We start from the raw sequence: 19,532 nt of genomic DNA, 5'->3' as shown, positions 1-19,532 counted from the left end.
CTTAGTTATCAATTGGATAATCGCTGGCACCCATCGGCGGCGACAGGAAGCCGCCGATGTGGTGCGTTTTTTGCAAATGAACGCCATCATTTGCAAAGAGATCGCGCCATGGATAACGCTGTACAACCTTCCCGCATTCCTCACACCCTTACAGAAGATGCGCTGGCTATCGTGCTTGGCACGCTGATGGTGTCGTTTGGCGTCATTTTGCTGAAACAGGCGGGCGCGCTGACCGGCGGTACGGCGGGCGTGGCTTTTCTCATCAGCTACCTGTCGCCGCTCTCGTTCGGCAGCGCCTTCTTTCTGATTAACCTGCCGTTTTACTGGCTGGCCATTCGTCGCATGGGCTGGGAATTTACCCTGAAAACCTTCTGTGCGGTGGGGCTGGTATCGCTGTTCACCCATCTGCACCCGCTGTTTATCCATTTTTCTGCGCTAAATCCGTTTTATGCGACATTGTTCGGTAACGTGGTGATGGGGATTGGGTTTATAGTGTTGTTTCGTCACAAAGCCAGCCTCGGTGGTATCAATATTCTGGCGCTCTGGCTGCAGGATCGCTCTGGTCTGCGCGCCGGCAAACTGCAAATGGCGCTGGATACCTGTGTGGTACTGGCCTCGCTTTTTGTGGTATCGCTGCCGATGCTGCTGGCCTCCATCGCCGGCGCGGTGATGCTCAATCTCATCATCGCCATGAATCACCGTCCCGGCCGCTATTTTGTTTGATGACGTCGACCCACACATTTATGAATAATCATGGAGATCTGCACCGTGTTTCAAAACGTTGATGCCTATGCTGGCGATCCGATTCTGTCGCTGATGGAAACCTTCAAACAGGACCCGCGTGACCACAAGGTGAATCTGAGCATCGGCCTCTATTACAACGAAGCCGGCATCATTCCTCAGCTGCAGGCGGTGGCCGCCGCGGAAGAGCGTTTGCAGGCGCAGCCACATCAGGCTTCGCTCTATCTGCCAATGGAAGGGCTGGGTCCGTACCGTAACGCCATTGCGCCGCTGCTGTTTGGTAAAGAGCACCCGATGCTGCAGGCGGGGCGCATTGCTTCCATCCAGACGCTGGGCGGCTCCGGCGCGCTGAAAGTGGGCGCAGATTTCCTGAAGCGTTACTTCCCGGACGCCAGCGTATGGGTCAGCGATCCGACATGGGAAAACCATGTGGCGATCTTTAACGGTGCCGGTTTTAACGTTAACACCTACCCGTGGTACGACGACGCCACCAACGGCGTGAAGTTCGATGCCTTCATCGCCAAACTGAAAACGCTGCCGAAGCAATCCATCGTGTTGCTGCATCCGTGCTGCCACAACCCGACCGGTGCGGATCTGACCAACGCGCAGTGGGATCAAACCGTTGAGGTCCTGAAAGCGCAGGAGCTGATTCCGTTCCTCGACATCGCCTACCAGGGCTTTGGTGCCGGTATGGAAGAGGACGCTTACGCGATTCGCGTGATTGCCGCGGCGGGCCTGCCGGCGCTGGTGAGCAACTCCTTCTCGAAAATCTTCTCGCTGTACGGTGAGCGCGTGGGCGGCCTGTCGATTGTCTGCGACAGCGCAGAAGAGTCGGCACGCGTGCTGGGTCAGCTGAAAGCGACCGTACGTCGCAACTACTCCAGCCCGCCGAACTTCGGTGCTCAGGTGGTTTCCTGCGTGCTGAACGACGAAGCGCTGCTGAACAACTGGCTGGCGGAAGTGGAAGCGATGCGCCTGCGCATCATCGAAATGCGCCAGGTGCTGGTCAATGTGCTGAACAGTAAACTGCCCGGCAAAAACTTTGATTATCTGCTGAAGCAGCGCGGCATGTTCAGCTACACCGGCCTGAGCGCACAGCAGGTGGACCGCCTGCGCGAAGAGTTCGGCGTGTACCTGATCGCCAGCGGCCGCATGTGTGTCGCCGGTCTCAACAGCCGCAACGTCAATCAGGTGGCTGAGGCGTTTGCTGCCGTAATGTAATTGACGCGATGCCTGTCAGCCGCGCGGCTGGCAGGCATTCGTTCAGCCATCCACGCATTGTCTGTTCCCGCTGTACCTTCTGCCGCCCCCCCGCTTTTCCACGCTTCTCTTTGCCGGCGATGCTGGCTGGCGGCCGCATTCCGCATGGGTATAACACCTTAACCCCGGGTAATCGGGACGGGTCTTGTGTGTTCCTGTTAGTGAGGGCGCTATTTTTTGCCGGCGCGCTTTGGCGCACTGCCAGAGCGCTCGCCAATCACAATAAGGAACCGCCCATGAGCTATTTCCCTTCCGCACTGAAACCCCTCTGCATTGCCATGACGCTGGCGCTCGCACTGCCTGCTGCGGCCGTTGAGCTGACGCGTGATAACGGCGCGCCGGTCGGCGATAACCAGAATTCACAAACTGCCGGCGCTAATGGCCCGGTGCTGTTACAGGACGTGCAGCTGATTCAAAAGCTGCAGCGCTTTGATCGTGAACGTATTCCGGAACGTGTGGTGCACGCGCGTGGCACCGGCGCGCACGGTGAATTTCGCGCCAGCAAAGATATCAGCGATCTGACTATCGCTGAGGTGTTTAAACCGGGAACGGTGACGCCGGTCTTTGTGCGCTTCTCCAGCGTGGTGCACAGCAAGCATTCGCCGGAAACGCTGCGCGATCCGCGTGGTTTTGCCACCAAATTCTATACCAGCCAGGGCAACTGGGATCTGGTGGGCAACAACCTGCCGGTGTTCTTCATCCGCGATGCGATCAAGTTCCCTGATATGGTGCACGCGTTTAAACCGGATCCGCGCACTAACCTCGATAACGATGCGCGCACCTTCGACTTCTTCTCCCACGTACCGGAAGCCACGCACGCGCTCACCATGCTGTTCTCCAACATGGGCACGCCGGCGAGCTATCGCGAAATGGACGGTAACAGCGTGCACGCCTACAAGTTTGTGAACAGCCAGGGCGAAGTGCACTACGTGAAGTTTCACTGGAAGACGCTACAGGGCGAACGCAACCTCGATCCGGCTGAATCGGCAGCGATCCAGGGCCGCAGCTACAGCCACATGACTGAAGATCTGGTGGCGGCGATTAACCGCAAAGCGTTTCCGAAGTGGGATCTCTACATTCAGACCATTAAAGCCAGCGAACTGGATAAGTTCGATTTCAATCCGCTCGACTCCACCAAAATCTGGCCGAATGTGCCAGAGGTGAAAGTGGGGCAGATGGTGCTGAATCGCAACGTCGACAACTTCTTCCAGCAAACCGAGCAGGTGGCGATGGCGCCGTCCAATCTGGTGCCGGGCATTGAGCCGTCTGAAGATCGCCTGCTGCAGGGCCGCCTGTTCTCCTATGCTGATACCCAGCTGTACCGCGTGGGCGCTAACGGCCTCAGCCTGCCGGTGAATGCGCCGCGCGTACCGGTCAGCAATGGCAATCAGGATGGCCTGATGGACAGCGGTAACGCCGATGACAAGGGCGTTAATTACCAGCCAAGCCGCATCTATCCGCGTGAAGAGCTGCAAAGCGCACGTTACAGCCATACGCCGCTTAACGGCAGTACGCAGCAGGCGATGATCGCCAAGCCGCAGAATTTCCGCCAGGCAGGGGAGCTGTATCGTACCTTTAACGCGAAAGAGCGGGGCGATCTGATCACCTCGCTCGGTGGCGCGCTGAAAAGTGCCGACGCGCAAAGCCGGCTGGCGATGCTTTCGTTCTTTTATAAGGCCGATAGCGAGTACGGCACGCGTCTGGCGGCGGTAACGCAGGACGATATCACCACGGTAAAAGCGCTGGCTGACAAGCTGAGCGACTGATGTGCCGGCGGCAGAGCAAGCGCTCTGCCGCTTTTTCCCGCTGAAGGGTTTACCTTTCGCCGACATGCTGCACACTTAAGTAAACGGTTTAACCCAGGAATGTGGCATGTGGCAGCAACAAACTCTCACGCTGAGCGCGAAGGCGCGCGGCTTTCATCTGATTACCGACGAGATTGTCGGCCAGCTTAAGGGCTTAACGGACCTGCGCATCGGCCAGCTGCATCTGCTGTTGCAGCACACCTCAGCGTCGCTGACGCTCAATGAAAATTGCGTTCCTACGGTGCGCAGCGACATGGAGCAGCACTTTCTGCGGCACGTTCCAGAGGATGCGCCCTACCAGCACGACTATGAAGGCGCTGATGACATGCCGGCGCACATCAAATCGTCACTGCTTGGCGTATCGCTGCTGATCCCGGTCAGCCGCGGCAAACTGCTGCTCGGCACCTGGCAGGGGATCTGGCTGGGCGAACATCGGGTACACGGCGGCGCGCGGCGCATCGTCGCCACCTTACAAGGGGAATAAAACATGAACACGTCGGATTTACTGACCTACTGCATGAGCAAACCGGGCGCTTCACAAAGTTATAAAGATGAGTGGGACGCAACCCAGGTGAAGAGCGATGGCGTGCTGTTTGCCATGGTGCATGACGTTGAAGGGCGACCGGCGTTGTCGCTGAAGACCTCGCCCGCGCTGGCGGAGTTATTGCGCGATGAACACCACGATGTGTTTCCCAGTGAACATCTCAATAAGTCGCACTGGAGCACGCTGTGGCTGGATGGATCGCTGAAGGATTCGCAGATTTACTATCTGGTTGATGCGTCATGGCAACAGGCTGACGCCACGCGCGCGGCGGGCGTCAGCCATGATGATGAGACGCGCTGATTAAGCCGCAGACTCTTCACGCAGGGTGTTGATATCAATCACGAAGCGATACTTCACGTCGCTTTTCAGCATGCGCTCGTAGGCGTCGTTGATTTGGTTCATGGCGATCAGCTCGATATCCGAAGTGATGCCGTGCTTGCCGCAGAAATCCAGCATCTCCTGGGTTTCGGCGATACCGCCAATTAGTGAACCGGCAATGCTGCGACGCTTGAGGATCAGGTTAAATACCTGTGGCGCCGGGTGATCGTGCTCCGGCGCGCCGACCAGCGTCATGTTGCCGTCGCGCTTCAGCAGGGCGATAAACGGGTTGAGATCGTGCTGCGCGGCGACGGTATTTAAGATGAAGTCGAAGCTGTTGGCGTGCTGCGCCATCTGGTCAGCCTCTTTCGAAATCACCACTTCGTCAGCGCCGAGGCGTTTGCCGTCTTCAATTTTTGACGGTGACGTGGTGAACAGCACCACGTGCGCGCCCATCGCATGCGCGATCTTCACGCCCATATGGCCGAGGCCGCCCAGACCGACGATACCGACTTTTTTGCCGGGACCGACATTCCAGTGACGCAGCGGGGAATAGGTGGTGATACCGGCGCACAGCAGCGGCGCAACGCCCGCCAGATCGAGGTTTTCCGGTACGCGCAGCACAAAGCTTTCATCAACCACCATGCTGGTGGAGTAGCCGCCGTAGGTGATGGCACCGGTTTCACGATCCTGGCCGTTGTAAGTGCCAACAAAGCCGTTTTCACAGTACTGCTCGAGTCCTTCCTGACAGCTTGGGCAGCTGCGGCAGGAGTCGACCATACAGCCGACGCCGACTAAATCGCCCACTTTATATTTGTGCGTGTGCGCGCCAACGGCGGTAACGCGACCCACGATTTCATGGCCTGGCACCACCGGGAATACGGTGTTGCGCCATTCGTTGCGCGCCTGGTGCAGGTCCGAGTGGCAGACGCCACAGTACAACACTTCAATCTGCACATCATGAGCGCGCAGTTCGCGCGGCTTATAATCGAACGGGGCGAGTTTGGCTTTCGCGTCCTGTGCGGCATAGGCATGCGTAATATTCATGGTGTCTCCAGTCAGATGTGTCGTGAGTATTTTTTGCGAGGGGTCCGTTCAGTGATGACACTGAAGGACAGAGGCGCGTCAGCGGCGCCAAAAGGAACGCAGTAAGAATAGTCAGCGGGACGCGATGCGTATATGCCTGAAGTTGTCTGTTTCTTGCCTGTTTCTGCATTTGCTAAGGCATTCAGACAATGGCACCGGCTGGTAAGCAACCGGAGCGGTGAGCCGTGGCGAGATCAGAAAAAACGCGCCGCAACAGCGGGTGCGGCGCGTTAAACCTATTTTTTCAGCATCGGCTTGAGGAAGCGTGCAGTATGCGATTTTTCGCACTGTGCAACGGTTTCCGGCGTGCCGGCCACCAGGATTTCACCACCGCCGCTGCCGCCTTCCGGACCGAGATCGACAATCCAGTCAGCGGTTTTGATCACGTCGAGGTTATGCTCAATCACCACGATGGTATTGCCCTGATCGCGCAGCTGATGCAGCACTTCCAGCAGCTGCTGGATGTCGGCAAAATGCAGGCCGGTGGTCGGTTCATCGAGAATGTACAGCGTCTGACCGGTGCCGCGCTTCGACAGCTCACGCGCCAGCTTAACGCGCTGCGCTTCACCGCCGGACAGTGTGGTTGCCGACTGGCCAAGACGAATATACGACAGGCCGACATCAATCAGCGTCTGCAGCTTACGCGCCAGCGCAGGTACTGCATCAAAGAACTCACGCGCCTCTTCGATGGTCATCTCCAGCACTTCGTGAATGCTCTTGCCTTTGTATTTAATCTCCAGCGTTTCGCGGTTATAGCGTTTGCCTTTGCACTGATCGCACGGCACATAAATGTCCGGCAGGAAGTGCATTTCGACCTTAATCACGCCGTCGCCCTGACAGGCTTCACAGCGCCCACCGCGCACGTTAAAGCTGAAGCGGCCCGGATTGTAGCCACGCGAACGCGCTTCCGGCACGCCGGCAAACAGTTCACGCACCGGGGTAAAAATCCCGGTGTAGGTGGCCGGGTTTGAGCGCGGCGTCCGGCCGATCGGGCTCTGATCGATGTCGATCACTTTATCGAAGTGCTCCAGCCCGGCGATCTCGCGATACGGCGCAGCTTCACCGCTGGTAGCACCATTCAACTGGCGCTGCGCAATCGGGAACAGCGTATCGTTAATCAGCGTTGATTTGCCGGAACCGGACACGCCGGTGATACAGGTAAACAGCCCAACCGGAACCGTCAGCGTGACATCCTTGAGGTTATTACCGCGCGCGCCGCTCAGTTTCAGTACTTTGGACGGATCGCCTTTTACCCGCTCTGCCGGCACCGCGATTTCACGCTTGCCGCTGAGGAACTGACCGGTGAGAGAATCTTCGTGCGCCATGATGGCATGCACATCGCCCTCGGCTACTACCTGGCCGCCGTGCACGCCAGCGCCCGGACCGATATCAATAATATGATCAGCGGCGCGAATCGCGTCTTCATCATGCTCAACCACGATCACGGTATTACCGAGATCGCGCAGGTGAATCAGCGTCGACAGCAGGCGCTCGTTGTCGCGCTGATGCAGACCGATGGACGGTTCATCCAGTACGTACATGACGCCAACCAGACCGGCACCAATCTGGCTCGCCAGACGAATACGCTGTGCTTCACCGCCGGACAGCGTTTCCGCTGAACGCGACATCGACAGATAATTCAGGCCGACGTTGACCAGGAAGCTCAGACGGTCGCCAATTTCCTTCAGCACTTTCTCGGCGATTTTGGCGCGCTGGCCGCTCAGCTTCAGATTGCGGAAGAAGTCCATAGCGTGGCCGATGCTCATATCCGAGATGGTCGGCAGGTTGGTGTCTTCCACGAACACATGGCGCGCTTCACGACGCAGGCGCGTCCCTTCGCAGCTGGCGCAGGCGCGGTTGCTGATAAACTTCGCCAGCTCTTCGCGCACCGCGTTGGATTCCGTCTCTTTGTAGCGGCGCTCCATGTTATGTAGCACGCCTTCGAACGGATGACGACGCACCGAGGTATCGCCGCGATCGTTGATATATTTGAACTCAATGTTCTCTTTGCCGGAGCCGTACAGAATCACTTCGCGCGCTTTGTCGCTCAGGCTATTGAACGGCGCTTCGACATCGAAATCCAGATGTTCCGCCAGCGAGCGCAGCATCTGGAAATAGTAGAAGTTACGGCGATCCCAGCCGCGAATGGCGCCACCGGCCAGCGACAGCTCCGGATTTTGTACCACGCGATCGGGATCGAAATATTGCTGAACGCCGAGGCCGTCACAGGTCGGGCAGGCACCGGCCGGGTTATTGAACGAGAACAGGCGCGGCTCCAGCTCGCGCATGCTGTAACCGCATACCGGGCAGGCAAAGTTAGCTGAGAACAGCATCTCTTCGGTATCGGGATCGTCCATATCCGCGACGATCGCCGTGCCGCCACTCAGTTCCAGCGTCGTTTCAAAGGATTCGGCCAGACGCGTCGCCAGATCGTCACGCACGCGGAAACGATCGATCACCACCTCAATGGTGTGTTTCTTCTGCAGCTCCAGCTTGGGTGGATCCGACAGATCGCACACTTCGCCATCAATACGTGCGCGGATGTAGCCCTGCGCCGCCAGATTTTCCAGCGTTTTGGTGTGCTCGCCTTTGCGATCTTTTACCACCGGCGCCAGCAGCATCAGGCGCCGACCCTCTTCCTGCGCCAGGACCTGATCGACCATCTGGCTGACGGTTTGTGCCGCCAGCGTGACGTTATGATCCGGACAGCGCGGCTCACCCACGCGGGCAAACAGCAGACGCAGGTAGTCATGAATTTCAGTGATGGTGCCAACGGTCGAGCGCGGGTTGTGCGACGTCGATTTCTGCTCAATGGAAATGGCAGGCGACAGCCCCTCAATGTGGTCTACGTCCGGTTTCTCCATTAAGGAAAGAAACTGGCGCGCATAGGCAGAAAGCGATTCAACATAGCGGCGCTGGCCTTCGGCATACAGCGTATCAAACGCCAGCGAAGACTTACCGGAACCCGACAGACCGGTCACTACAATGAGCTTGTCGCGTGGGATGATCAGGTTGATATTCTTCAAATTATGGGTGCGAGCACCGCGGACTTCAATCTTATCCATTCACCTTTCCCGGATTAGGCAACGCTCGCCATGCCTTGCCAGCACGACCAGCAGAAACGCATCATTATGGCACAAAAAATAAACTGAATAAATATCCAGTGTTTTTGCTATCCTGTCACGGTCGAAAAACTGGAATCCCGCTCGAAAGTGGGAAGCGTCATTGTGACGTGATACAATTTTTCGCTTAGACTTTTAGCATCAACTCATCGGGAGACAGCAACATGGCCAGTCGTGGCGTAAACAAAGTGATTCTTGTCGGGAATCTGGGTCAGGATCCGGAAGTGCGCTACATGCCGAATGGTGGCGCGGTAGCCAACATTACGCTGGCCACGTCAGAGAGCTGGCGCGACAAGCAAACCGGTGAAAACAAAGAGATCACCGAATGGCACCGCGTCGTGCTGTTCGGCAAGCTGGCTGAAGTCGCCGGCGAATATCTGCGTAAAGGTTCGCAGGTCTACATTGAAGGCCAGCTGCGCACCCGTAAATGGCAGGACCAGAGCGGTCAGGACAAATACACCACCGAAGTGGTGGTGAACGTGGGCGGCACCATGCAGATGCTGGGCGGCCGTCAGCAGGGCGGCAACGGCGGTGGCGCACCCATGGGCGGCCAGGGCGGCGGCAACAATAACGGCTGGGGCCAGCCGCAGCAGCCGCAGGGTGGGGGCAACCAGTTCAGCGGCGGCGCGCAGCAGCGTCCACAGCAGCAGAGCGCACCGGCGAACAACGAACCACCAATGGATTTCGACGACGATATCCCGTTCTGATTGGCGCACCGATCACCGCGTTATCCAGCCCTCGCTTCTGCGAGGGTTTTTTTATGTCCTGATAAGCCGGCGATCAAACATAAACGGTAACGCTTTCACGCCCGGCAGATAGTCACTAAAGGCAGGATGGAGAGGGTTCAGAATGGCGTTGTTTTCCATCGGGATAATCGTGGAAGGTAGCATCAGCGCGGCGCCTTCAGCGGATTGCAGCCAGCCGGTGCCGAGATCCATTGTCGAGAGTGGCGCTGGATCATGACGCCAGTCCGGCGGCAAAAATGCTTCAGCAAGATAGGCAACTTCTGCATCCGGGATGTCGATACTGAGTAAGGTGTACTCATCCAGCACCGACTCTCTTCCGATATGAACCAGCACTTCCAGTGCCGCCAGTGACACCGACGTGGCAACATAAACGGTGGGATAGCCTTTATGATTCCAGCGTCCACCATACTGTTTTGCCCCATAACCGGACCAGGCTTCAGCCGCATACTGGCTCTTCGTCAGCCGATAAAAAATCACGAGAAAACACCGTGCTCCAGACGGCCGATCAAATCGAGCACATCCAGCGCACCGCTCTCCGTCGTCAGTAAGGTGATGGGCGCAACATTGCCTAACCCTTTCACCGGTCGGCTCAGCCACTGGGTGGCCTCTTCTTTATTACCAGCAAAAAGCTGAACGGCGGCATCCATCACGCGGACGAAGCGGGCGACACGTTCACTCTCGTCGGGTGACAGACTTTTACCCGTGCTTTTACGACGGGCAATGTTGCGTTCATTAATCCCTGTGACCTTCATGATTTCGGCGCGCGTCATGGCCGACCAGTGACGGATATCATCAATGACGGCCACCGGCAAACCGGCTTCCAGCATACGCGTTAACTCAATACCACGTGGAGGCAGGCCTGCAACCCGCCACAGCGCGTTGTCATTGGCCCCAGGCTGAGGAATATAAGCTCGCATGTGAGAAACTCCATACAGACAAGTGTCATGCTCTATTATTGACACTTGTCAGATTATTTCAATAGCGCAACCCTTAATGCGCGCGCCACTCCCGCAGTAATTCTTCCGTGGTTTTAACCCGCACCGGATTGCCCGGCATGATCAAATCCGCCCACACTTCGTTGTGCTGATTAATAAGCTGCTGCGCCGACACATGTGTGCGATCGGCGGTGGTGTGGGCATCGGCCGCCACGGTGACGTGATAGCCAAGGCTGGCCCCGACTTTGATGGTGGTATCGACGCAATAATCGGTGGCGCAGCCGCAAATGACAAAGCTTTCAATCTGATGCTGTTCAAGCTGCGCCGCGAGCCCGGTTTGCCAGAAGCTGTCGCAGGCGGTTTTGGTGATGTAAAGCGCGCCGGCGGGTTGTTCCAGTTCGGCGACTATTTGCCAGTCTGCGGAGTCAACGGCTAAATCCGGCCCGCTATGCTGAATAAAAATGACCTGATCGGCGGCGGCCATCAGCTGATTAATGCGCGCGCAGCGTCCGGCGCGGTCGTAACGCGGCGTTGCCAGCACGCCATTTTGCATATCCACTACCATTACCACCCGTTGTGCCATTGTCGCCTCCTTTATAGGTCAGGCCCCAGTGTCGCGCTGAAGGGGTAGGCGCGTAAAGCGATTGGGCTTTGCTTTTTTTGTGCGCGCCGCGCATGCTTACTGCCTGATAGCGTATGGAGGTGTGTGGTGACGGTGGTTCCCGAAGTCTTTCCCTGTGAGCAGGATCGTGCGCAGTTTCAGCACTTTGCTGAGCTGCCGGGCATTGAGCTTTATCAGGCGCACATCTCCCGCTACGCTTTTGAGCCCCATACCCACGAAGCCTTCGGGATTGGCACCATTGAATCCGGCGCGCAGCGCTTTCGCTACCGCGGCACCAATTATGTCGCGCCGGTGCATTCGCTGGTGATGATGAATCCCGATGAACTGCACACCGGTGAATCGGCCTGTGCCGAAGGCTGGCGTTATCGCATGATCTATATCGATCCGGCGGAGATGGATCGGCTGACCGGCGATCGCAACTGGTGGTTCAGCGATGCGCTGCGCACCGATGCGCGCCTGGCGCAACCTTTCTCCCACGCGCTGGCACAGATGTGGCAGGCGCAAAGTGCGCTGGAGCGGCAGGGCGCGTTGCTGGATCTGCTGGAGTGGCTGCGTCCGCTGGCGCAGCAGGGCGTCGCGCGGCCGCGCGAAGGCGCCCACCGCTTTGATGTGGTAAAAGCCTGGCTGCGCGATAACCTGGCAGAACCGGTGCGGCTGGAGGAGCTGGCGGCGCTGGTATCGCTGTCGCCGTGGCATTTTCTGCGCAGTTTCAAACAACACTTTCACGTCACTCCCCATCAAATGCTGATGGCCTTCCGCCTGTTCGAGGCCAAGCAGCGGCTGGCGCAGGGCGAAAGCGCCGCCAGTGTGGCGGCGGCGGTTGGCCTCACCGACCAGGCGCATCTGACGCGGGCGTTTGCCCATCGTTACGGCATCACGCCGGGACGCTATCAAAAGCAGGTGTTCAGCGGACGTTAACCGCAATCTGCTACAAGCCTTGCACCTTTTCCTGCGTCACACTGTGGCGGATTAAAGATAAAGGAAGGGTGTATGTTTGCAGGAATAGTGTTTGCTCTCGCGGCGGGGCTGATGTGGGGCATGATTTTTGTCGGGCCGCTGCTGATACCCGATTATCCGGGCACGTTGCAATCGGCGGGTCGCTATGTTGCCTTTGGTCTGGTGGTGCTGCCGCTGGCGTGGCTCAGCCGGCGCCGGCTAAAACAGCTGACGCGCCCGGACTGGACGGAGGCGGTGAAGCTGTCGCTGGTGGGCAATCTGCTCTATTACGCCTGCCTTGCCAGCGCGATTCAGCGCACCGGCGCACCGGTCTCCACCATGATCATCGGTACGCTGCCGGTGGTGATCACCGTCACCGCTAACCTCTGTTACGGCCATCTCGAAGGGCGCCTGCCATGGCGCCGGCTGATGCCCGCGCTGATCATCATTGCTGCCGGGCTGGGCTGCGTCAACGCGGCGGAACTGCACGGGCAGGGGCCGGCATTTGATCTCTGGGGCTACCTGAGTGGCCTGCTGCTGGCGGTGCTGGCAGTGGTGTGCTGGACCTGGTATCCGCTGCGTAATGCGCGCTGGCTGCGCGAACATCCTCAGCACAAACCGTCGAGCTGGGCCACCGCGCAGGGGCTGGTGACATTGCCGCTGGCGCTGGTGTTTTATGGGCTGGTGAGCCTGCAGATTCACTGGCAGCAGCCCGATTTCGCTTTGCCGTTCGGCCCGCAGCCGGCGCGCTTTATCTGGCTGATGCTGGCGATTGGTTTGTTCTGCTCATGGCTGGCGGCGCTGTGCTGGAATGCCGCCAGTCAGCGTTTGCCAACGGTAGTGATGGGGCCGCTCATCGTATTCGAGACGCTCTCTGGCCTGCTGTGGACCTTTATTTACCGCCAGAGCTGGCCACCGCTGCTCACCAGCATCGGTATCGGCTGTCTGATCGTTGGCGTGATCTATGCCATGCGCATTAAACCGCAGCGCTTGACCGCACTTCCTTAACCCTGCCCTGCTGCTGAGTCATCCACTCAGCAGCGCTTTCCTCTGATATTTTAGGAATTTGACCAGCCGATAATCCCGCCTCAGTGACCTGATACTGGCCGCCACGCGCACGCTATATAACCGAGCAGCGCTACGGCTGCCCGGTTTTCATTCTCTTCCGCTATAAAACTCCCTGCCGTCAGCACGGTAAAAGGTCGACTTTAGCTGCCTTTTAGCATTCCGGTGGGATAAAAAAAGCGCATATCGGGCAACAATTCGCCGGTTTGGCGCGTAAAAAACTCTTCGCCAGTCGGATTTTTACCCGACTGTGGCACTGAAATTCCAGCGTGAGAAGCCACCTTAGCCTTAAGCGTTACCGGCATTGTTAAGAATGATTCCCAACAGCTGCCAGAAAAAAAGATTAAAGATGACGATGGATTTAAGCGCAGTATTTACCGTGGATAACCGTTTTTCGACTTTATAGTTTAAACATCATAACGTTTTTGAACCGGAGTATTCCTGGTGTGGTTTAAGAGTTAGCCGACTAGCGCTGATCGCCAAAGCGATCATAAACGCAGCGGCCAGATCCAGTTTAAAACTGAGCCAATGTGTGAGCGGTTACACCGTGTTGTTCATTAACGCTTAACAGAATTGTCTGTGATCAGGTCTGATTATTAGTAATCGTGAAGTAATAGACTAAGCACCAATCTCACCAAAATGAGATTGGGCTAAGTCTAAATGGCTTGAAACGCGAGGCTTTTGCTGGTGTGAATCAATTTTACCGCAAAAAAGGAAGTGATTCCGTGATGGCATTCATCAGGAAAAAGTGGTTCGAATTGTTATGTAGCGAATGCCGAATTTAATGATCTTCATCTCTTCTGGTAAGAACAAATCTCAGCATTAAGTCATATAACATCGGCCTCAATGGTATTAGCGATTATCGGAACCGGAAGGGTAATGATAAACGCTACGGCTAATATCCAGTAAACGACAGCTGCGACGGGTACCGATGTCGAAAGTGGTTTGCAGGAAGTTGACCGCCTGACGCTTTTCATTCGTAGTGAAGAAGTTTTTCAGCACGCTTTGCAGCATCTCCTTGTCGGAGCTCAGGGTCTGCAGCTCGCGCGTAAGGTTCTGCAGTTTATCCTCCAACTCCTTGATTTTTCGACCCTCCTCTGAAGAAAGCCCGGAGAACTTCTTCTTCCAGCTATAGAAGGTGGCCTCGGAAATGCCCAGCTCCTCACAAATCTCCCTGACTTTCACTCCCGTTTCAGAAGCTTTAATGGCATTTGTGATTTGCTCTTCGCTATATCGTGACTTTCTCATAAATGCTCTTACCTTTCTTATCAATTAGTGGATGAGAATTACTGTATTAATATCTGGTACTGCAAAAACGGTATTAATGCAGTATTAAAGTGCGCGATTAGAATTGCGAGGGTTAAATTAAGTTATTTAGAATAAATATCATCATGGGATAAATCTTATTTTATTCTGAATGCCATTGAACGCCTTCCTGGTGCTGGGTTTTTGATATAGATTCATTCCATCCCAAATGCAGAAAAATACGACAATCATTGGAAATTCGGCATAGCCTGCTTGCAAAAAACTCAGGATATGCCTGTGAACTTTTGTCCTGAATTCGGGTTGAAATCGTTTACATCCATCGGGCTTCGCACCAGGTTTAATCGGAATTTTCCTGAATTTAATCGCTAAACTCTGACGCGAGTCTCATTTTTCGGACCAGCCTGGTTTGAAGTTATTAAATTGTGTCAGGCCCACTGAGCGCTTGTTAATTCATTTCAAGGACGTTGTACCGAAAAGCAGTTGCTGTACGTAATACTAAGGACCAGTCAATGAAATTGAGCGTAATGTCTAATGCCGCCTGGATGATGTCTGAGAAGATCGTCTCGGTATTCGGCGTCATATTTGTGACCTCCTACGTGGCAAAATCCTTTGGCCCAACGGTGTTTGGCCAAATGGCATTTTCGACCTCGCTGTTCTCCATGGTGCAAACCGTGGCGATTTTTGGTACCGAAACCATCCTGTTCAAGCGCATCAGCAAAAGTGCGCCGAAAGGCCTGCGGTTAATGGCCGTGGCGCGGACCATGCGCCTGGTGCTGCTGTTGCTGACATCAATCCCGGTGTTGATTTGGGTCTGGTACAACATGCAGGAAAACTTCCTTGCGTTTGCACTGGCCTCGTTTATCTCGTCGGTGTTTGTTACCCAGGACACGTTCAGCGTGTATAACAATGCGCGGCTGGCGTCACGGCTCAATACCATTGCCAACTCGGCCGGCTTGCTGCTGGGCTTTGCCATGAGCTTCACCATCGCCTGGCTGCACCTCAATCCACTGTGGCTCACCGCTTCGATTGTGGCCGTCACGCTGGTGCCGTACGCCATCAAGCGCGTCAATTTCTATCGCGAACATCAGGATCTGGCGCCGCCGCAGGACAAGCGCACCACCTACCTGCGCTACCTAATGTATGCCGGCCTGCCGCTGGCTATCTCCAGCATCTTTATCTCGGTGCAGGTGAAAGCCGCACAGATGTTCCTCGCGGGCATCGCCTCAGCGCGCGACCTTGGCCTGTTCGCCGCCGCGAATACCATTTCGGCTTCCTGGATTTTTATCCCGGTTGCCATCATCACTTCCTGCTTCTCGGAGATTTTCCGCGAGCGTGGAGCAGCCGCGATCAAGCTCACCGCGCGGCTGAACGGCTATGTCATGGGAGTTTCATTGCTGCTATTAGCGGTGATCGCCTTATACGGCGAAAAAATCATCATCGCTTTATATGGTCACGAGTACACACAGTCCGGAAGTCTCATTACGTTACTGTCGTTAGCAACCTGCTTTTCGGCAATGGGGACCGTCGCTTATCGCTACATGGTGAAAGAGGGCGGGTTTAACTATCTGTTGAAGAAGATCATTTGTCTGATGGTCATCAGCCTGCCGCTGTCGTGGTGGCTGATCCAGGGCTACGGCATCATGGGTGCCGCCTGGAGCGTCTTCATCACGGAGTTACTGTCCCTGACCGTAATGAATTACTTCTTCAAAAACGGCGTCATCCAAAAAATTCAGGTTTCCTCACTCGACTACAAAACCTACAAATGAGGTCAGATATGATCAGGTTGAAAGACGAACTCAGAAGAAGCGTACAGTATTTCATCAAAAAGATGCCCTGGGCTTACCAGGATCGCATTTACTACTTTCACAAATTCCGTAAGCTGCCGAACCTGCGTCAGCCGAAGGTGTTCAACGAGAAAGTGCTGTATCGCAAATTCGTCTACGGCGACTACCAGTGCTATGGCCGCCTGTCGGACAAATTTTCGGTGCGTGAGTACATTGCCGAAAAGGTGGGCAGTGAGTATCTGATTCCGCTGGTTTATGAGACCAGCGATCCGCACTCACTGCATACGCTGCCGAGCTGGAAGAACACGGTTATCAAGCCGAATCACGGCTCCAACATGGTTGAGATCCTGCTGGAAGAACCGGATGCGCTAAAAAAACAGCAGATTATCAGCGACTGCCAGCGCTGGCTGAAGACCGATTTCGCCAACGAGGCGCGCGAGATTCACTATCGCTATATTAAGCCGCGCATTCTGGTAGAGAAGTACATCGGCGATGGCAAAACCGCGCCGATCGATTACAAGTTTCACATGTTCAACAAGCGCGACGGCAATTTTGAATATGTGCTGCAGGTGATCTACAACCGCTGTAATCCGCTGCTGTCGATGAACTTTTACGTCAACAATCTTAACGAGGCGTATCACAAAATTCGTGACACCGGGCTGGATGTGTCACCGCTGCTGCCCCAACTGCAGCACGCGCTGGCGCTGAGTAAAACGCTGGCCAGCGACTTCGATTATGTGCGTGTGGACTGGTATATCGATGGCGAACAGATCTACTTCGGTGAGCTGACGTTCACGCCAGGCGCCGGGCTGGTCACCGGGTTGGATCGGGGGCTCAATCAGATGATGGGTGATATGTGGATTCAGGATCGTCGCGATACGCAGAGATCGGACGTCACGGTGCCGGAAGTACCACTTCCAGCCGTATTGAAGAAAATTTGAAATCACACAGCAAAATAAAAAACCCCGCTTAGCGGGGTTTTTTATGCGCCGCGTTTACGGCATTGGCCAGTCGGCTGGTGTCTGGCTCATCACCTGAATAAACGCCTCTTTGGTGATGGACATAAAGTTATGCACGTTTTCCATGCTCAGCGTAATGCCGAGCAGACCGGTAACGAACCAGCATGACATCGCTACGCCCACGCCGCCGCACATCAGCGCCATCACGTGGTGGCTGTTCTGACGCAATTTAATTTTCATGGTGCTGGCGAAGAACATCATTACCGCGCTGAGCAGTTCCCAACGCATGACGATCAGACTGGTAGTTAACGTAGCCATCGGCGAAAAACCTCTTGAAATCAGTAATATCCCTGACATTCATCGGACATCACTGGCGGCAGACAAGGGAGGTCAGGGAAGCCCTTCTGTCGTCTTAATACAGCTTGAATCTGTGACTTGGGTCACATTATATCACTGGATTTGAAAATTTGAACAAAATTTAGACCTGGTATGGCAGGCTAAGAAAGGGCTGGAGGAAGGTGAAGAGAAGGGGAAAGGCGCGCCCGCGCGGGGCGCACTGACTTCAGCGTACCGGGCAGCACTCGCCGGTGGTGCGCTGGGCAAAGCTGTTCATGCCTTCGCTGCAGTCAAAGTTGACCAGACGCGGACGCTGCACCATCGCCTGGCGACGCATGCTGTGACGGTAAGCGGTAGGGGTTTGCGAGAACTGACGGCGGAACACGCGTGAAAACGTCTGCTGCGAGTCGTAGCCGTACTGCATCGCAATGTCGAATACCGGACGCTGCGTCTGACGCAAGGCTTCGGCGGCCAGCGTGAGGCGGCGCTCACGAATATAACCACCCAGCGTTTGTTTCGTAACCGTACGGAACATACGCTGCAGGTGCCATTTCGAGTAACCCGATTTTGCCGCCACTTCATCAATCGACAATGTTTTATCCAGATTCTGATCGATCCAGTTAGTCAGTGAATGGATGATTTCCTGTTGCATCATAGCCTGTTCCTTCTGCAAGGTTATCGCCTGGTTTGAAATTCGCTGTTTTGCTGGGGTGCGAGTATAATTCCTCAAGTTAACTTGAGGTAAAGGCCCTAAATGAAAAAAGAACGCAATTACCCGAAACCGGTGCTGACGCCGGGCGAAGTGGCGAAACGCAGCGGCGTGGCGGTATCGGCGCTGCACTTCTATGAAAGCAAAGGCTTGATCAGCAGCACGCGCAATGGCGGTAATCAGCGCCGCTACAGCCGTGATGTGCTGCGCCGTGTGGCAATCATCAAAATTGCCCAGCGCATCGGGATTCCGCTGGCGACGGTCAGCGACAGCCTGATGCATGTGCCGGCGAATAAGCGCATGTCGACGCAGGAGTGGGACGCGCTGACGCAGCACTGGCGCGAAGAGCTGGATAAACGCATCGAAACCCTGACGCGTCTACGCAACGATCTTGACGGCTGCATTGGTTGCGGCTGCCTGTCGATGCGCGACTGTCCGCTGCGCAATCCGGGTGACCGTCTGGGACAGCAGGGCTCCGGAGCGGTCCTGCTCGATCCGCAACAGGACGAGCCGCAACGTTAATCCGCTATACTAGATGCCAACCCTTAGCAGCAAGGAATCGCGCATGATTACCGTTCACCATCTGGAAAACTCCCGTTCTCATCGGGTGCTGTGGCTGCTGGAAGAGCTGGCGGTGCCGTATCAAATCAAACGCTATCAGCGGGAAAATACCCTGCTGGCGCCGGACGAATTAAAGAAAGTGCATCCGCTGGGTAAATCGCCGGTGATTACCGATGGCAATCGGGTGATCGCCGAATCGGGTGCCATCCTTGAATATCTGCAGCTGAAATACGACAGCGAGCATCTGCTGGCGCTGCATGAGGAAGAGGAGCAAATTCAGGCGCGTTACTGGCTGCACTATGCTGAAGGTTCGCTGATGCCGCTGCTGGTGATGAAGCTGGTGTTTGCGCAACTGGGCAAAAAGCCGGTGCCATGGCTGCTGCGCCCGGCCGGCGTGGCGCTGAGTAAAGGCATTCAGAAAGCGTGGCTGAACAAGCAGCTGGCGCTCCACGGGCGCGTGATTGAACAGCATCTGAGCCAGCAGCGCTTTTTTGCCGGTTCACGCTTCAGTATTGCCGATGTGCAGATGAGTTTTCCGCTGCTGGCGTTACAGATGCGCGGCGCGCTGGGTGAGATGCCCGCCACGGCGCACTGGCTGGAGAATATGCAGCAGCGCGCCGCGTGGCAGCGCGCGCTGGAGCAGGGCGGCCCGATTCAGTTCAATAACGGCTGAGGCGCAGCGGTAACGCGACGATACAGGATGCCGCGACGCGCTGTCGCGGCACCGCAGCAAACCA

General features: G+C 56.0%; 20 protein-coding genes. 12 read left to right on the top strand and 8 right to left on the bottom strand.

What is annotated here, in order from left to right:
* The first annotated feature begins 108 nt into the window (after positions 1-108).
* The 5 genes from K7H94_RS16835 to K7H94_RS16815 all read left to right on the top strand — a co-directional run bounded on the left by K7H94_RS16835 (position 109) and on the right by K7H94_RS16815 (position 4,650).
* Positions 109-723 (top strand): YitT family protein, encoded by a 615-nt coding sequence (locus K7H94_RS16835; RefSeq protein WP_059009910.1) that lies wholly within the window; start codon positions 109-111, stop codon positions 721-723.
* A 45-nt stretch (positions 724-768) separates the two neighbouring features.
* Positions 769-1,962: an amino acid aminotransferase gene (locus K7H94_RS16830; RefSeq protein ID WP_031279758.1), complete on the top strand. Its 1,194-nt coding sequence runs from the start codon at positions 769-771 to the stop codon at positions 1,960-1,962.
* Positions 1,963-2,279: 317 nt separating this feature from the next.
* Positions 2,280-3,767 carry a catalase gene (locus K7H94_RS16825; RefSeq protein ID WP_420874730.1) on the top strand — a complete coding sequence of 496 codons (1,488 nt, stop codon included), beginning with the start codon at positions 2,280-2,282 and terminating at the stop codon, positions 3,765-3,767.
* Between the two features lie 106 nt (positions 3,768-3,873).
* Positions 3,874-4,290 (top strand): secondary thiamine-phosphate synthase enzyme YjbQ, encoded by a 417-nt coding sequence (locus K7H94_RS16820; RefSeq protein WP_222951378.1) that lies wholly within the window; start codon positions 3,874-3,876, stop codon positions 4,288-4,290.
* Positions 4,291-4,293: 3 nt separating this feature from the next.
* Positions 4,294-4,650, top strand: coding sequence for an MmcQ/YjbR family DNA-binding protein (locus K7H94_RS16815; RefSeq protein WP_021507845.1), 357 nt, complete (start codon positions 4,294-4,296; stop codon positions 4,648-4,650).
* Here the strand turns inward: K7H94_RS16815 and K7H94_RS16810 are convergent, their stop codons facing one another.
* Both K7H94_RS16810 and uvrA read right to left on the bottom strand, forming a co-directional pair.
* Positions 4,651-5,715, bottom strand: coding sequence for an NAD(P)-dependent alcohol dehydrogenase (locus tag K7H94_RS16810; protein WP_058757558.1), 1,065 nt, complete (start codon positions 5,713-5,715; stop codon positions 4,651-4,653).
* Positions 5,716-5,990: 275 nt separating this feature from the next.
* On the bottom strand, positions 5,991-8,819 hold the full coding sequence (gene uvrA, locus K7H94_RS16805) for an excinuclease ABC subunit UvrA (RefSeq protein WP_021507843.1): 2,829 nt from the start codon (positions 8,817-8,819) through the stop codon (positions 5,991-5,993).
* A 221-nt stretch (positions 8,820-9,040) separates the two neighbouring features.
* Here uvrA and ssb1 point away from each other — a divergent pair, with 221 nt between their 5' ends.
* On the top strand, positions 9,041-9,583 hold the full coding sequence (gene ssb1 / locus K7H94_RS16800) for a single-stranded DNA-binding protein SSB1 (protein WP_021507842.1): 543 nt from the start codon (positions 9,041-9,043) through the stop codon (positions 9,581-9,583).
* Between the two features lie 51 nt (positions 9,584-9,634).
* Here ssb1 and K7H94_RS16795 read toward each other — a convergent pair whose 3' ends face one another.
* From K7H94_RS16795 to K7H94_RS16785, 3 genes are all read right to left on the bottom strand, one after another.
* Positions 9,635-10,099 carry an RES family NAD+ phosphorylase gene (locus K7H94_RS16795; protein WP_088515717.1) on the bottom strand — a complete coding sequence of 155 codons (465 nt, stop codon included), beginning with the start codon at positions 10,097-10,099 and terminating at the stop codon, positions 9,635-9,637.
* Positions 10,096-10,539, bottom strand: coding sequence for a type II RES/Xre toxin-antitoxin system antitoxin (gene parS / locus K7H94_RS16790; protein ID WP_058757556.1), 444 nt, complete (start codon positions 10,537-10,539; stop codon positions 10,096-10,098). Before parS ends, K7H94_RS16795 begins: the two co-directional genes overlap by 4 nt.
* Before the next feature lie 73 nt (positions 10,540-10,612).
* The gene (locus K7H94_RS16785; protein ID WP_222951377.1) at positions 10,613-11,140 is read right to left on the bottom strand and encodes an isochorismatase family protein; all 528 of its coding nucleotides are present in this window, start codon (positions 11,138-11,140) and stop codon (positions 10,613-10,615) included.
* A gap of 126 nt (positions 11,141-11,266) precedes the next feature.
* On the opposite strand from K7H94_RS16785, the gene K7H94_RS16780 reads away from it, so the two are divergent.
* Both K7H94_RS16780 and K7H94_RS16775 read left to right on the top strand, forming a co-directional pair.
* On the top strand, positions 11,267-12,097 hold the full coding sequence (locus K7H94_RS16780) for an AraC family transcriptional regulator (protein ID WP_058757554.1): 831 nt from the start codon (positions 11,267-11,269) through the stop codon (positions 12,095-12,097).
* A 72-nt stretch (positions 12,098-12,169) separates the two neighbouring features.
* Entirely contained in the window at positions 12,170-13,123 is a 954-nt protein-coding gene (locus tag K7H94_RS16775) for a DMT family transporter (protein ID WP_058757553.1), read from the top strand.
* Between the two features lie 909 nt (positions 13,124-14,032).
* Here the strand turns inward: K7H94_RS16775 and K7H94_RS16770 are convergent.
* Positions 14,033-14,428: a transposase gene (locus K7H94_RS16770; RefSeq protein WP_031279757.1), complete on the bottom strand. Its 396-nt coding sequence runs from the start codon at positions 14,426-14,428 to the stop codon at positions 14,033-14,035.
* Positions 14,429-14,955: 527 nt separating this feature from the next.
* Here K7H94_RS16770 and K7H94_RS16765 point away from each other — a divergent pair.
* Complete coding sequence (locus K7H94_RS16765; RefSeq protein ID WP_222951376.1) at positions 14,956-16,212, top strand: oligosaccharide flippase family protein; 1,257 nt, start codon at positions 14,956-14,958, stop codon at positions 16,210-16,212.
* 8 nt (positions 16,213-16,220) lie between these two features.
* Positions 16,221-17,171 carry an ATP-grasp fold amidoligase family protein gene (locus tag K7H94_RS16760; protein ID WP_031279756.1) on the top strand — a complete coding sequence of 317 codons (951 nt, stop codon included), beginning with the start codon at positions 16,221-16,223 and terminating at the stop codon, positions 17,169-17,171.
* 54 nt (positions 17,172-17,225) lie between these two features.
* On the opposite strand, the gene K7H94_RS16755 is transcribed toward K7H94_RS16760, so the two are convergent.
* Both K7H94_RS16755 and soxS read right to left on the bottom strand, forming a co-directional pair.
* Positions 17,226-17,507: a YjcB family protein gene (locus K7H94_RS16755; RefSeq protein ID WP_010618515.1), complete on the bottom strand. Its 282-nt coding sequence runs from the start codon at positions 17,505-17,507 to the stop codon at positions 17,226-17,228.
* Positions 17,508-17,751: 244 nt separating this feature from the next.
* On the bottom strand, positions 17,752-18,180 hold the full coding sequence (gene soxS, locus K7H94_RS16750; RefSeq protein WP_058757551.1) for a superoxide response transcriptional regulator SoxS: 429 nt from the start codon (positions 18,178-18,180) through the stop codon (positions 17,752-17,754).
* A gap of 99 nt (positions 18,181-18,279) precedes the next feature.
* Between soxS and soxR the strand changes: the two genes are divergently transcribed.
* Together soxR and K7H94_RS16740 are read left to right on the top strand one after the other, a co-directional pair.
* Entirely contained in the window at positions 18,280-18,756 is a 477-nt protein-coding gene (gene soxR / locus K7H94_RS16745) for a redox-sensitive transcriptional activator SoxR (RefSeq protein WP_021507832.1), read from the top strand.
* 43 nt (positions 18,757-18,799) lie between these two features.
* A complete protein-coding gene (locus K7H94_RS16740; RefSeq protein WP_215800442.1) occupies positions 18,800-19,468 on the top strand; it encodes a glutathione S-transferase family protein in 669 nt (222 codons plus the stop codon).
* Positions 19,469-19,532 lie beyond the last annotated feature (64 nt).

It is taken from the genome of Pantoea dispersa (assembly GCF_019890955.1).
GTDB lineage: Bacteria > Pseudomonadota > Gammaproteobacteria > Enterobacterales > Enterobacteriaceae > Pantoea > Pantoea dispersa.
Note: the sequence above shows the minus strand (reverse complement) of the source record. Positions and strands in the feature narration are given on the sequence as shown.